12 protein-coding genes are annotated in these 14,387 nt (G+C 60.1%); 2 read left to right on the forward strand and 10 right to left on the reverse strand.

Annotated features, from left to right (window positions below):
• The 10 genes from B8783_RS01255 to ahcY all read right to left on the reverse strand — a co-directional run bounded on the left by B8783_RS01255 (position 1) and on the right by ahcY (position 12,871).
• Complete coding sequence (locus tag B8783_RS01255) at positions 1-615, reverse strand: hypothetical protein (RefSeq protein WP_084417960.1); 615 nt, start codon at positions 613-615, stop codon at positions 1-3.
• Entirely contained in the window at positions 597-1,250 is a 654-nt protein-coding gene (locus B8783_RS01260; protein ID WP_084417961.1) for an HAD-IA family hydrolase, read from the reverse strand. The genes B8783_RS01255 and B8783_RS01260 overlap by 19 nt, the downstream gene beginning before the upstream one ends.
• A 112-nt stretch (positions 1,251-1,362) precedes the next feature.
• Positions 1,363-2,364, reverse strand: a complete 1,002-nt coding sequence (bioB, locus tag B8783_RS01265; RefSeq protein WP_084417962.1) for a biotin synthase BioB — start codon at positions 2,362-2,364, stop codon at positions 1,363-1,365.
• Between the two features lie 168 nt (positions 2,365-2,532).
• Entirely contained in the window at positions 2,533-4,974 is a 2,442-nt protein-coding gene (locus B8783_RS01270; RefSeq protein ID WP_084417963.1) for a PAS domain-containing sensor histidine kinase, read from the reverse strand.
• Between the two features lie 104 nt (positions 4,975-5,078).
• Positions 5,079-6,956 carry a DUF2785 domain-containing protein gene (locus B8783_RS01275; RefSeq protein WP_084417964.1) on the reverse strand — a complete coding sequence of 626 codons (1,878 nt, stop codon included), beginning with the start codon at positions 6,954-6,956 and terminating at the stop codon, positions 5,079-5,081.
• A gap of 291 nt (positions 6,957-7,247) precedes the next feature.
• Positions 7,248-8,348 carry an SO2930 family diheme c-type cytochrome gene (locus B8783_RS01280; protein WP_084417965.1) on the reverse strand — a complete coding sequence of 367 codons (1,101 nt, stop codon included), beginning with the start codon at positions 8,346-8,348 and terminating at the stop codon, positions 7,248-7,250.
• Positions 8,345-9,634 carry a parallel beta-helix domain-containing protein gene (locus B8783_RS01285; protein ID WP_084418327.1) on the reverse strand — a complete coding sequence of 430 codons (1,290 nt, stop codon included), beginning with the start codon at positions 9,632-9,634 and terminating at the stop codon, positions 8,345-8,347. Before B8783_RS01285 ends, B8783_RS01280 begins: the two co-directional genes overlap by 4 nt.
• Before the next feature lie 96 nt (positions 9,635-9,730).
• Positions 9,731-10,000 carry a DksA/TraR family C4-type zinc finger protein gene (locus B8783_RS01290; protein WP_084417966.1) on the reverse strand — a complete coding sequence of 90 codons (270 nt, stop codon included), beginning with the start codon at positions 9,998-10,000 and terminating at the stop codon, positions 9,731-9,733.
• 360 nt (positions 10,001-10,360) lie between these two features.
• Positions 10,361-11,383, reverse strand: a complete 1,023-nt coding sequence (locus tag B8783_RS01295; protein WP_084417967.1) for a hypothetical protein — start codon at positions 11,381-11,383, stop codon at positions 10,361-10,363.
• Between the two features lie 93 nt (positions 11,384-11,476).
• Complete coding sequence (gene ahcY, locus B8783_RS01300; protein ID WP_084417968.1) at positions 11,477-12,871, reverse strand: adenosylhomocysteinase; 1,395 nt, start codon at positions 12,869-12,871, stop codon at positions 11,477-11,479.
• Positions 12,872-13,116: 245 nt separating this feature from the next.
• On the opposite strand from ahcY, the gene B8783_RS01305 reads away from it, so the two are divergent.
• Entirely contained in the window at positions 13,117-13,695 is a 579-nt protein-coding gene (locus tag B8783_RS01305; RefSeq protein ID WP_084417969.1) for an EF-hand domain-containing protein, read from the forward strand.
• 106 nt (positions 13,696-13,801) lie between these two features.
• Positions 13,802-14,347, forward strand: a complete 546-nt coding sequence (locus tag B8783_RS01310) for a hypothetical protein (protein WP_084417970.1) — start codon at positions 13,802-13,804, stop codon at positions 14,345-14,347.
• Positions 14,348-14,387: the final 40 nt, after the last annotated feature.

A 14,387-nucleotide genomic window follows, 5' to 3' on the forward strand; every position in this document is an offset into this window, starting at 1 on the left:
CTACTCCTCGCCCGGGGTTTCGTGGACATAATAGAGCCAGCGGCCTTCGGTAGAGATCGCCGTGCGGATGCCGGGATAGCCGCTGCCCTGTCTTACTCTTTCAATGCCTGCCTCTCCGACGAGTTCCTCAAGGCGCGCGCGTTGTCTGAAATTGAGGCGCTCCGGACGAAGCTGATCTGGCTCCAGCGCGGCAAGCTCTGGCCAGATATACCAGGTGTCGCCAGCGACCGACTTTACGCCATACGGACCGTCCAGAAGCTCTTCCAGCCGCGCCAGAGGATCAAAGCCCGTCCGGCGCAGCAGATCCCAGTGATCGCGGTGGGAGGCACCAGCAAAGTTTGAGATAAAGCCCGGTTGCTGATCGGCATAACGCGCAAACTGGCTCAAGGAATTGCGATCGATGATGGCCCGTAATTCAGCGATAGTGGCCTCTGCGCCAGCGCTAAGCGCGATCGGGCCGGTGTCATGCTTCTCGGTCGGATGCATATAGTCCGGCGCTTCGCCGACTTTCAGCCGGACACTGTCATAGGGCGGATCGCGGTCGCACCCCGCTGCCAGTCCGAGGCATAAGCCTGCGGCGAGGAAACCCGCCAGCTTCAATCGGTCAATGTCCATCCGGTCGCCGCTTCCAGATCAGCGAGCAGCTGATCCTCATTGAGCGCCTTGATCGTCGTCATGCCCATTGCGCGTGCCGGTTTCAGGTTGATGCCGAGATCATCGATATAGATGCAATGCTTCGGGTCGACATCCAGCGCTTCGCACATCAGCGCATAGATGCGCGGGTCCGGTTTGCGAATGCCGAGCTTGGAGCTCTCGATCACTTCCTGAAACAGCTCGAACACCTTGGCGATCTCGGCGGCGCGCTCATCGCTATCGGTCATCGAGGCGCCCTTGCCGATCGGCGCATTATTCGTGATACAGCCGACTTTCACCTTCGCCTTGCAGCGCTTCAGCGCCTCGACAACGCGCGGGCGCAGATTGCCTGACAACAGGCCCAGCACGTCCTTGCCCGGCACGCTATGGCCCATCGCTTCGGCTTCTGCGCGGAACAGCGCATCAAACTCAGCGCCCGAAACCTTGGACTGCTCCAGCTTGGCCCACGCATTGGTGTCGCCATTGCGGGCATTCACGCTGCGAATGAAATCCTTGGGCAGGCCTTTCTCGGCTTCATACCGATTGAAGGCTTCGAAGGGAGAGGAGGTCAGAACGCCCCCAAAATCCCAGATTACGGCTTGTATGTCATTGCTCATGGCGTCCGATCTAGCGGCTGCACGGGAGCGTGTCGACTGACCGTTTCGCAAGTCTGTGGATTTGGCCGCATCGGCCACTCGAATAAAGCGTGCGCGCTGTGCCCGGGGCGGCTTAAGCCCCGATCAGCGTCGTCTTGCGCGCCGGTGTGGCCGTCTCTTCGCGCGAAGCATGCTCAAAGCCCATCGCTTTCAGCAAGGCATCATCACGCGTCTCGCCCGGATTGTCCGTCGTCAGCAGGCGGTCGCCCACGAAGATGGAGTTTGCGCCCGCCAGCATGCAGAGCGCCTGGCCTTCCTCGGTCATGCCTTCACGGCCAGCCGACAGACGCACCCAGCTTTTCGGGAACACGATCCGGCAGACCGCAATCGCCCGCGCCATCTCGACCACACTGATCGGCGGGCTCTCACCCAGCGGCGTGCCCTTGATCGGCACCAGCATATTGATCGGCACGCTTTCTGGATGCGGCTTCAGTTTCGAGAGCTCATGGATCAGACCGATCCGGTCTTCCCGGCTCTCGCCCATGCCCAGAATACCGCCGACGCAGAGATTGATCCCCGCCTCGCGGCAATAGGACAGCGTTTCCAGCCGGTCATCATAGGTCCGGGTGGAGACGACCGTGTCGTAATATTCCGGCGAGGTATCGAGATTGTGATTGTAATAGTCGAGGCCGGCAGCCTTCAGGGCATTTGCCTGCTCAGGCTTCAGCATGCCCAGCGTCACGCAGGTCTCCAGCCCTTCGGCCTTCACCGCAGAAATCATCGCGGCCACCTTTGGCACGTCGCGGTCTTTCAGCTCACGCCAGGCCGCGCCCATGCAGAACCGGTCTGCCCCGCCCGCCTTGGCGCGCTTTGCCTCGGCAACCACATCCTCAAGCGGCATCAGCTTCTCAGCCTTCAGCCCGGTGTCGAAATGCGCAGACTGGCTGCAATATCCGCAATCCTCAGCGCAGCCACCGGTCTTGATTGAAAGGAGCTGGCTCTTCTGGACCTTTCCATCCGCCCAGTTTTCCGCCTTCACGCCCAATGCCTTACCAAGCAGCGTGTCCAGCGGCGCTTCGTATAGCGCGGCGATCTCATCGCGGGTCCAGTCAAAACGGGGCGTGGTCTCGGTCATGGGGCATCCCTTCAGTCAGTCAGCTGACAATAAGCTCGGACTTAAGACATGCACTTCTGCCTGTCTTTGGCACGGCGTCTTCATCAAGCGAAAGGCCGGCGCTTTCAAGCCCCGGCCTTATGGTTTTTCAAAAAAAGGGGAGCGCCCTGCCCGCGCCGACCTGCAGTATCAGGCCGCAGCACCGGTCTGGGACGTGTCGAGCGGGTCACGGCGCGGTGAAATCGCTTTCACGGGCAGCCAGCAGACGACTTCCGTACCGCCGCCCGGCACCGATTTGATGCCAACATTGCCGCCATGCAGGTCCACGAAGTTCTTCACAAGCGCGAGGCCAAGCCCGGCGCCGCGCTGGTCAGACGAGGTAAAGCTGTCAAAGCTTGAGGCCTGATGTTCAGCATCGATGCCTTTGCCATTATCGCGCACCGACAGGATGGCCATATTCTCGACCCGGCTCGCAGACACGGTGATCTCGCCGCCCGGCTCGGTGAACCGCATGGAGTTGGAGAGAAGGTTGAACAGGACCTGCTGGATCCGTCGTTTGTCAGCATAGATCGAGCCGAGGCCCGCTTCGATTTCGGCATTGACGTGGATCTCGGTATCGCTCGCCTTGCCAACGACGAGGTCCACGCTTTCCTGCACAATGTCGGCCAGCTTGAAGTCTTCCAGGTCGAGGTCCATCCGCCCAGCCTCGATCAAGGCCAGATCGAGAATGTTCTCGATCAGCTTGTTGAGATGGTCAGAGGCAGTCAGGATTGCGTTCACATTGTCCATCTGACGCGAATTTAGTTCACCATTGGTTTCCGATTGCAAAATTTCTGCATATCCGAGGATCGTCGTCAGCGGCGAGCGCAGTTGATAGCTGACATTGCGCACAAATTCCGTTTTCAGCCGGTCGGCCGCCTCAAACGCTTCGGCCCGGCCACGAAGGGCGCCTTCCACCGCGCGCTGCGCCGTCACATCGGCAAAGGCGATCAGCGTATTTCCGTCCGGCAGCGGCTGGGTCACATAGGTCAGCGTGGAGCCATCGGCCCGCTTCATCTCGCCCGTCGTCATCTGACGCGCGGTCGCCGATGGATCGGTAATGTGGCCCTTTATCTGCGCCCAGGTTTCACGCTCATGGAAGAGCGGCACGCACGCCTCGACGATGTCTTCATAGTCCGGCGAGCCCTTCACATCCTGCGGGCTGAGCGACCAGAGCGACATGAACGCCTTGTTCGACAGTTTCAGCCGGCCATCGCTGCTGAACACCGCAACCGCTTCATGCAGGCTGTCGAGCGTTGAGCTTTGCGTGCGCGTCAGCTCGGCAAACCGGGCCTTCATATTCTGCTCGCTGGTAATGTCCTTGAAGAGCAGCAGCAGTCCGCCCATTGGGTGGCGCTGACGCGTCACCAGCAGGATACGCCCATCCGGCAGGGACCATTTGTCTTCCTTGATGCCGGAAATATCGAGATAGTGCGACAGCTCCTCGGCCCGCCATTTGGCATATTCGGCCTGCGCCGGCAAAATCCGGTGCTGGCGCAGCCGGTCCAGCAATTCGCCATGCGTCGGGCTTTCCAGAAGGAAGCCATCTTCCAGCTCCCACATGCCGGCAAAGGTCCGGTTGTAGAAGGTAAGCCGCCGGTCCGGGCCAAAGATGGCCACGCCATCGGCGACATGGTTCAGCGTCTCATCATGCGCGCGCACGTGACGGTTAAGGTCTTCGCGGGCTGCTTCCTGCTCGGTGACGTCAAACGCCATCGCGCCTGCGCCGCCCGATAGCGGGAAAGTGAGCACCCGCATCGAGTGGCGTTCCTCGCCGATGACGATGTTGCGCGTCGCATCGATATCGCGCCCTTCGGTCATCGTCTTTCGCATCTGGTCTGCGGTCTGGTCATCCAGCATGATCTGCCGGTCCAGCGTGCGGTCCAGCGTCTGGCCGTCAACCGCATCGATATAGGCCGCATTCGCCCATTGAAGCCGTCCGACACCAGATACCCGCCAGGCCGGGAAAGGCGATTTGCCCAGCATGTCGAGAAAGGCTGTCGGGTCACGCGCTATGACCTGACGCGCCTCTTCCAGCTTGCCGCGCGCAGAGCTTTCCTCAAGCCCCTTGATCGTGGAATCCGTCACCCAGACGACCGCGCGCGCCCCCGCCGTGCGGCCATCAGCTTCAAGGAACCGGCCAGACGGGCCAATCAAGGTCAGCGAAAAGGGTTGTCCGTTTTCACGCAGCTCACGCAGGCGCACCCGCAGCGTCGTGTCCTGCCCGGCCCCATCACGCGCCTCGAGGTCAGCAAGGCCCTCAATGATGCGGATTGCCGGGTCCGGCGAAATCGCGTCATCGGTAAACCGCAACAGACCGGCAAGTGCCACGGGCGAGCCATGGATTTCCGGCGCGGCGATATCATCATCTTCATGTTCCAGCGTGTCGCCCTGCCAGACAAGGATCACGCCCGGATGCGCCCCGAGGACGGATTTCAGCTCGGCCAGCCCCGTCTCAGATTCAGACGCGCGTTCACGATACTTCTTGGCCGCCCCGCGCGCGCCTTCCGAGGTGCGCAGCGCCCAGAGAATAAAGGCAAGGCCCAGCGCCAGCGCGCCTGCGGCAATAATCAGCGGGACTTGATCAGCCATCGTCGTCACATTCCTCCGGCCCGATTCGCAGTCGTGCAGGCCATACATATCGTTAACGCAATGGGCTGATTGCGTTAAGCCCGGGTTAACGCGCTAGTAACCTTTTAGCCGGTGACAGCGAGTAACCCTTGGGCGCCCGACCGGATCGGATCGAAGACTGGATTGTCGGATTGGCTGACCGAGATCAGCAGGTCAGAGGCGAAGGCGCGCAGATTATGCCGCCGCATCAGCGCCGCTTCTGACTTGAACGCCTCTCCCCAGGAGTCCAGCGGCGCAGGGTCCTGCAACGCATTGAACAGCGATTGAAGCTGGCCCGCATCAAGATAGCCATTCTGGGTGAGATAGATGATCGGGCGCGCGAGCCGGTGCGGCTCATCAAAGACATAGGCCGGCCCGCCACGTGGCGCGATCTTAGATGCAATCGCAACCAGCATCCGTTCATTTGCGCCGTCTGGCAGCGACGGATTGAGCGCGAGCTGCATCATCAGGTCGGAGGCATGCGCGACGCCGTGGCGCCAGCCCTCGCCGTCCACAAAGCCGCGATAATCGTCCACCTGTTCGAGATAGGCCGCGCCCGCCTCAACAAGCTCAAGCCGCTCCTCAGCACTCATCCACGGGGCAATCCTGTCGGTCCGCGCCACTTCAGAGAGGGCCAGCGCCGCAAAGGGACGTGAGAAGCCTTGCGGGTCTTCGGCGCCCGGTGCCAATCGTTTCAAAAGCCGCGTCTTCAACTCCCGCAGGCCCTCATTATTCACGCGGCCATCCCGCAGCAGCCGGGTCAGCCCTTCATAGGCGATGCCGTCACGGATGGCCGGGTCAGGATCACCCAGACACCCGGCCAGTACGAGCGCATAGTCGCCAGCCTTCGCTTTATCAGACAGCGCGAAGTCATTCTCTTTCCAGGTCAGCAGCGACGCCTTGGTCCAGCCGTCCGGCAGGCATTGCCCGCTCGTCGACATCATCGCCTGACGGTCTTCGACATTGCCTTCTGACGTTAGCGCGCCAGCAATTGCTGGCTGTGTCAGCCATGGCTTTGGCGCAGGCTCAGCCCGCATCGCAGGCATCCGGCAATCAGGGTTGATGCCGGAGACATAATTGGTGAGCCAGCCAATCTCTTCGGCCACCTCAGCGCCCATAAAGCCAGACGGACGCAGCTGCGGGTTCGCCTCATACGCATCAAGATAGGGCGCTGCCGTCGGGATATAGGACCAGTGCCAGCGCTCCGGCTCATAGCCGCGCATCCGGCGGCCATCTTCGCGGGATGAATAGACCTGGCAGAAGCCAAAATCGGCGGCATTTTCCGTCAGCCACTCATAGACGGCCTTGCCCTCCCCATACTCAAACCAGCCATTGTTCAGCGAGTTGAGATCGATATCCGTCCCCCAATGATGGCGCGACGTGCCGGGCATGGAGCTATAGCGCAAGATATCCAGCGCCCGCGCCTTCGGCTCGGCAAAGGCCGGATTATTTTCCCGCTCCACCCATTTGCGTTCCCAGATCCCGCGCTGATGGGTGAAAGACCGGAAGGCCGAGAGCACCGTCAGCGTGATACCGTCAGCCGCCGCCGCACGGCGCATCTGGTCAAGGGCCGCCACCGTCTTCGGCTCGGCATACATACGGGCCCGCGAGGCCCACGCCTCTGGAATGGCAACAAGCGCGTCTCCGGGCTGCAGGTCACCACGCAGCACGCTTTGCAATTTCATTTGTTCAGGGGTCAGGGGCTTTGGCGCGCTTGCAGGCGCCGTATCGCCCGCATCGGCAGGCGTAATATTCGATGTTTCGCTAGTCTGGCGCTCATCGGGCTCGCGCTCATCGGATGAGTCGCCTGACGCCTCATTGACCGGGCCACCACTTTCCTCGATGGGCAGCGCCGCCACGGTTGCCGCGAGTATGCTGACCAGCGCAACAGACGCACAACCTCTCCAGCCGCGAGCCAGAAGCCCAGGGGTCAGCTTGCGCGCGGTGCTTTGGTGCAGGTCCATGGTCGGCGAATCCCCGAAGTCGAATCAATGATGATTCTTCAAGGAAAACGCACCAAGCAAGGCGGTTTAATGGCAAGGCCGGAAAGAAGTTCAGCCGCGCGCGCCCTACGGCATTGAGGTCACGCGGCCATGAGCACAGCGCTGACGAGCAGGCAGAACAATTTGAAATAGGTCGCCATCATCTCGTCTCCCTGTTGTCTGCCTCTTAAGAGCAAACCACAGACAGGGTTGAGATCGCGCCAAACCTTTAGATCAAATTTTATGCATCAGCCAAAAAACCTGAAAGCCCGGTCACGGCGCCGGCGTCATGTCACCAATCCAGGCGCGTACCAGGTCAACGCCATCATCATCAATCAGCGCTCGCCCCAGCTCCGGCATGGCAATACCTGCTTCGGAGGAATCCATCCGGAAGGTGATGATCGACTGGTCCGGATAACCGGGGTCAATCACCAATGTGCGGTCGCCAGATCCACGCCCGGCCGCTGTCGGATGTTTACCAATCCCGATTTTTGTCGGGTCATCTACCGTCCAGCCGAGCCACAGCCCGGAATTGGAGGCAGACCCTTCGGCCCGGTGGCAATGGGCGCAATTGATGTCGAGATAGGCCCGCGCCCGCTCGTCGAGTGGCGCAGTCGCATCGAAGGCATCGGGCATGGATGGCAGGACATCCGGCAGCCCTGTCAGAATGCCCCGGCCTGCCCAGTCGGTCAGCTGCGCGGTCTGATACGGCCCCTCATGATTGAGGTTGCGCGCCTTCGGCCCGATCGGCGCAATCGCGTCGCCCATATGGTGACAGGTCTTGCACTGGTTCTGGTTCGGAATGCGATACTCGATCGAGACGCTTTGACCTGACGGGTCAATGAAGGACACATCCCGCCACGCCCCGGCTGGCGCATAGACCGCTTCGGTCTGATCCTCGTTCCAGACATAGGGATAGGCCACCCAGCCATCCGCCTTGTGGATCAGCAATCGCGTCTCGAGATAGCGCTCATCGACATCCGGCGTGCGCATATCCGGCGCGAAGGCAAATGTCTTCGCGAGGACCGTGCCGACCGGAAAGTCGAACACTTCATCCTCTTCATAGGCTGCGGCCTCGCCGTCCGGCACATAGACGACCCGGTGTTTGCCCGCATAGTCAGAGAAGAGCGGATTGACGAGGTCATACTTCACCCCGCTCGCCACAGGCTGACGCGCGCCGGCATCCTTGAAGAGACCATAGTCAGACAGGTTGGGCGCGGCCTTGTCTGCGAGGATCACCTCAAGATTCGGGCCGCCCTCAGACGACACGGCCTGCGGCTGCCCGCTTTCCGTCTCGCCGCTCCCTTGGCCGCTATCTGGCTGACCGCAAGCGGCAAGCCCCACCAGCGCGGCAATTGCAATGATCCGTCTCATTCTGCGTGGGAAAGCTTCACCGGGTCCAGCGTTCCGAACGGCTCGCTGTCAGGGCGGTCCTGATTTGGCGACACCGAGGTCAGTTTCACCGGGTACGCGCCGAGCCCTAGATTGACAAAACCGACGCCCTCGTCCTCGTCAATTACAAGATTGACGTCCACGTCCTCGCCGTCATGCCAGCGGGTCACGCCGTCCCAGACAATCGCCGGAACTTCCCCGCCCAGCAGCATGGCAAACTCGCCCAGCAGTCCCTGCGGGTTCTTGCCGCCTTCGCCATAGGTGTTTCCATGCACGTAAACATTGCGCGGCAGCGGATTGTAATCCTCGTCGGTGAACTCTTCAGTGTAAGCAGTCACCAGAACCTGCGCCGTCTGGTTCTGATCAAACGTGTTGCCGGTCACTTCCACCTTGTCATTCGCCATGATGATCACGCCCGTGCCCGCAGGCACACCGGCCACGATATTGCCCTTAGGCGCGAAGTTCCGCGTATTATTGTGGTGGATGTTATTGTCGTAGATCTTGGTGGAGTTGCCGCCCATCACAGGCAGGTCCGGCAGATCGAAAACCAGGATGCCGCCGGTATTATTGGTGACTTCATTGCCATAGACTTCGGCATTCGTGGAGTTCTCGATCTCGATGCCCGCCACATTGTATTCGGCGGTGGAGTCGCGAACGATGATTTTGTCCGACTGGCCGACATAGATGCCCGCATCGGACGCCCCGCGCACGGTCACATCCTCAACCAGCACATCCGTGCTCTCAACCGGATAGACGCCGTAAGCGCCGTTTACTTCATCCGGCTCACCAAGCCATTCCACCGTCAGGTCACGGTAGATGATCCGGTCGGCGCCCTTGGACTTGATGCCGTCGCCCTTGGTTTCCTGAATGGTGAAATCGGTCAGCGTGACATCATCCGACGTGACCAGCAGCCCTTCGCCAGAGCCGCGCTGGCCTGAGAAGTCCAGAATGGTCTCGCCCTGCCCGGCCCCGGTCAGCGTGACGCCATCGACATCCAGCGACAGACCATCGGTCATCATGAATTTCCCGGCCGGCAGGGTGATCGTGCTGCCTTCTTCGGCCTGGATCAGCGCTGTCTGAAGCCGTGCCTGGAAATCATCGCCAGCCTCAAGCGCGACGTCGCTGCTTGTTTGTGCCTCGGCGGCGTCAGTCGATGCCTCTGCGTCTGCGTCAGGGGCGGGCGCGGTCTTCGCACTATCGTCTGCCCCACCACTGCACGCCGCCAGCAAGGTGATGGCCGCAACCGAACCCAGAATAGACTGTCTCATGAGATCTCCCGTCATTTTTATATGACGCGAGTGTCACGTTTTTTGAGCTTTTCGGCAAGCGCAATTGATAAAGTTCTCTGGCGCCCGCCGCCGCGCTTATTTCAACTGGCTATCCTTGGAGCCGCGCCTGTTGATCCCGCCGCGCCGGGTCATGATCTCGTCGCGCTCGGACTGGCATGCGACACAGAACCGGACGCCCGGCACCGACTCGCGGCGCTTTTCCGGAATCGGGTCACCGCACTCCACGCACTCTTTCAGGCTTTCACGCGCAGGGGCCCGCATGGCGCGAAGGCGCTGCAGCTCATCCTGTATCGAGTCCTCGATCTGTTCATGGACTGCGCCGTCTCGTGACCAACCGCCTGCCATCTGCCTGCTCCTGCCTGTCTGATTGAGGCGTCATCGCCCTTATCAAACCAACGTAAGGCCAGCGCGCTTGTTCCTCATCCGCCCCGTGCCTCACTCATTGGAGGCCACGTCTGGCGAGGCCGATGGAGGGAATTTCCGGGCATAGTGATTATACGGGTTGCGGCAATAGGCGGTCTTCAGGCCACCCACATCCTCCGCCGTCGCAGCTGCGCTGCGTCGGCGAAAAATCAACCGACCGGCAGACAATACCTGTCACGAAGAGATTGGCTGGTCGATCGCCAGACAGGCGGGACGCCCCCCTCTCAGAACAAGGAAGAGCGCCGGAGACATTCGGCGCTCTCTGCATATCAGGCGGCGAGCCTAGCTTTCGAGACCAAAATATTTGTACGCATTCCTGCGATCACCCCAGTACGGCCAGACATAGGACGGCAACTGGATTTTCGTGATCGGCTGCTGCTGAAAGGGGGCGGCCGGAACGTCGCCAACAAGGATGGCTTTGGTTCCAGAACTCGGTCCATTCGTGATGACCCATTCAGGGCGCTTACCGATCTTGCGCGGCAACTCGGTACGGAAAAAGGCCAGGCCCTGTCTGTACTCGTCCGCCCAGCGGTCACGGTATGACGTCACATCGAAATTCGAATTGAGCTCTTTTGCCCCGGCAATGCGCGCCTCGACAGTCGCCGGACGGCCGCGCCCTTTCAGGTAGCAGCTCCTGTTCGGTGCGCCACGAAAGCCCATGAAGCCCGTACGCTTTGCATCGACACCATTGGCAATTGCACCGCCCTCATAAGCGCTGACGACAATGCCATCGATTTCCACGCCCGGCGCTGTCTGGATATTCCAGAGCACGGCATCGTAGGAGGTCAGGACAAGGAAAACAGGCGCATCGGTCTCGGTCACCAGCACGTCGACGCGGCCCAGCCATTCAACCGCGTTTCCCTTGGCAAAAGCAGCCGCATGCCTCGCAATCGCCGCGCTCTCGAAACTCGATGAGGCCATCGCTTTGGCGATCTGATCTGACAACTGGATTCGCTGCTGCAGCTGTTCGGCGCGCTTGCCGTCAGCAACATACTGAAGCGGAGTTTTTGCCCCGCCTCCATAGAAATAGGCATAGGCCACGCGCGCACCGGATGATGGCCGCGGCATCCGGCATTTGGCATTTGCATCAACAAATTCGAGGGGCGCCGGGGCCACCTTGTTGACGAGGACGGGCTGGCCGGTCGCGACCTCTCCCAGCACAGCTTCTGGCGCACCATCGACGGTTGAGACCGGATAGTCGGCCGGGATCTGATTTCCATGACTAGCGGATTTGAGCATCGCCTCTGAACACGCCGAGAGGCTCACCGTCAGCGCAATCAGGGCAAATCTCGTCAGCCGCCACATAAAAAAACCCTCCGCAATCGAGCCAGAAGCTTAATCACGGAGGGTTTGATTTATGCCGAACCCGATCTGTGAAATTTCACAGACGGGACAAGACTAGTAGCGGTAATGCTCAGGCTTGTATGGGCCTTCCTGCGTCACGCCGATATAATCGGCTTGCTCTTCGGACAGCTCTGTCAGGCCAACATTCAGCTTGGCAAGGTGAAGACGCGCGACCTTCTCATCGAGGTGCTTCGGCAGCGTGTAGACGGAGTTCTTGTACTCGCCATCATTCTTGTGAAGCGCGATCTGGGCCAGCGTCTGGTTGGTGAACGAGGCGGACATCACGAAGCTTGGGTGGCCCGTGGCGTTGCCGAGGTTCACAAGACGGCCTTCGGAAAGAAGGATGATGCGCTTGCCATCCGGGAACTCGATCATGTCGACTTGCGGCTTGATGTTCGTCCATTTGAAATTGCGGAGGCCCTCGACCTGAATTTCATTGTCGAAGTGGCCGATATTACAGACAATCGACATGTCCTTCATCGCCCGCATGTGATCGACGGTCAGGATGTCCTTGTTGCCGGTCGCGGTGACGAAGATGTCAGCTTTCGATGCCATCGTGTCGAGCGTCTGGACGTCATAGCCGTCCATCGCCGCCTGCAGAGCGCAGATCGGGTCAACTTCGGAAACCGTGACGCGGGCGCCGGCGCCGGACAGCGACGCTGCCGAGCCCTTGCCGACATCGCCATAGCCCGCGACGAAAGCGGTCTTGCCGGCCATCATCACATCGGTGCCGCGGCGGATCGCGTCGACCAGCGATTCCTTACAGCCATACTTGTTGTCGAACTTCGACTTGGTGACCGAGTCGTTGACGTTGATCGCCGGGAAAGGCAGCTCGCCCTTCTTCTCCAGCTGATAAAGACGGTTCACGCCGGTCGTTGTCTCTTCGGACACGCCCTTGATGCCAGCCTTGATACGGGCAAACCAGCCCGGGCTCTGCGCGATCCGCTTCTTGATCTGCTTGAAGAGAGCGACCTCTTCTTCGGAACCTGGCTTGTCGAGGATCGACGGGTCTTTCTCCGCCTTCTCACCGATGATCAGATACATGGTCGCGTCGCCGCCATCGTCGAGGATGAGGTTGACGGTCTTGCCATCTGGCCATTCGAAGATCTTGTCGCAGAAATCCCAATACTCTTCCAGCGTCTCACCCTTATGGGCGAAGACTGGCGTACCGGCATCCGCGATTGCGGCAGCAGCATGGTCCTGCGTCGAATAGATGTTGCAGCTTGCCCAGCGCACTTCAGCGCCCAGCGCTTCCAGCGTCTGGATCAGGACAGCCGTCTGGATCGTCATGTGCAGCGAACCGGCAATGCGAGCGCCCTTCAGCGGCTGCTCTGCGCCATACTCTTCGCGAGCGGCCATGAGGCCTGGCATTTCGGTTTCGGCGATGGTGATTTCCATACGGCCATAATCAGCCTGGGAGATATCGGCGACAGCGTAGTCATTAGCCATATCAATGTTCCTTTATACGTTTATATGAGCCTACTACCCAAGCATGCCCGTAAAGGCAAGAGCCAGAGCGGCGTGCCCGTCGGCTAGACTGCATTTGCTGGCCGGGCGCAGACAGCCGCAGGTGCCATGACGCCGCCTCATTCACCTTCCAGTCAGGTTCGCATCACTACGCACTTAGATCGCGCTGTGGTAATTTCGCAACGCCTCGCCTATCTTGGTAAAGGCGGCTGGCCTCTGGAGGTTCAATGACCCGGTTTCTTCTACTCTCGCTCCTGGGCGGCATCTGCGCCTTTCCCATCGCGCTCGCCCAGGCAGATGAGCCACTCAAAGCAAGCATTTCGGCTGACGATGACCTCGTTCGGCTGCCAGGATCGGGCCAGCTGAAATCAAAAGAAGCCCGCAAGAAACTGGACGCTGACAAACTGAAACCCGGCGGCGGCCTGCTCGCCTCTTTCGATATTGATCAGGACGGGCTGATTTCCGCCGACGAATTTGAGGCCGGCATCAAGCGCGCTTTCGCAGATGCAGATGAAAACGAAGACGGTGAGCTCACAGCGCTCGAACAACAGGCCTGGGCCGCCAGCCTGCCGACACGTGACGATTCCCTCTCCAACCCCACCCGCTTTGACCCCAATCTCGACCGCCGCGTAACCTTTGAAGAGTTCAGCAGCGTCATCATCGACCTCGGGAGCGACTATCGCGGCGAGGAGGATGCCCAATTGACGGTCGCCTCACTCAAGGCCTCCAAGAAGGAAGAGCGCAACCGCTTCCCGAACCTTCTTCAAGGCCAGTTCGAAACCCGCTCCGGCACCGCCAAAAATTGAACGCCAGGCTCATTTGATCTGTCAGAGGCGGCTAGCGGCAGCTAGCCCCCTGTCCCTCCGGCGCTTAGCCCGCTAAACCTTCCTTCCACACGAAGGAATCGCGCCCATGCCCACTGCACTGATCCATGCCTTGGGTTTAACAACACTGATGACCGTAGTCAGCGTGGTTCCGTTCGCGCTTCCAGCCAACGCCGAAGCGGCGGAAATTTGCGCGTCATCAGCAACTTATGAATTCGGCGGCGACATTTCACTTACAACGCGGACTGTTCCTGGCACGACACAGACAGATAACTGCTTTGACACTTCCATGTTGACGGAAATTTTTCATGATGGACATCTCGTTCATGCCTCGGCCACTCGGCTCGTTGATCTTGTTGTTCACGGAGACGACGTAGCCCCGGACAATATCGGCAACTTTTTATCCGATCGGGCACCAAAACCATTCGTATTCAACGCTGAAGACGTACCGGAATGGATGCCGGACGAAGCAATGCATGTCGCGCACAATGTGACAACAGGATGGTCTGAAGAGGCCTACCGCTTTATCCGGCAATCCGACACGGACTTGCTCTGTTACTGGACTGGCTATGAAGATTTCGAATGCGTCCAGATGTCCGGCGATTTCCCAGTGATTATGCACGGCGGGTCCTGACACCCCTACCGCTTCCTGCGATGTGCCGCTAAACCCGCAG

Source organism: Henriciella litoralis (genome assembly GCF_002088935.1).
GTDB classification, from domain to species: domain Bacteria; phylum Pseudomonadota; class Alphaproteobacteria; order Caulobacterales; family Hyphomonadaceae; genus Henriciella; species Henriciella litoralis.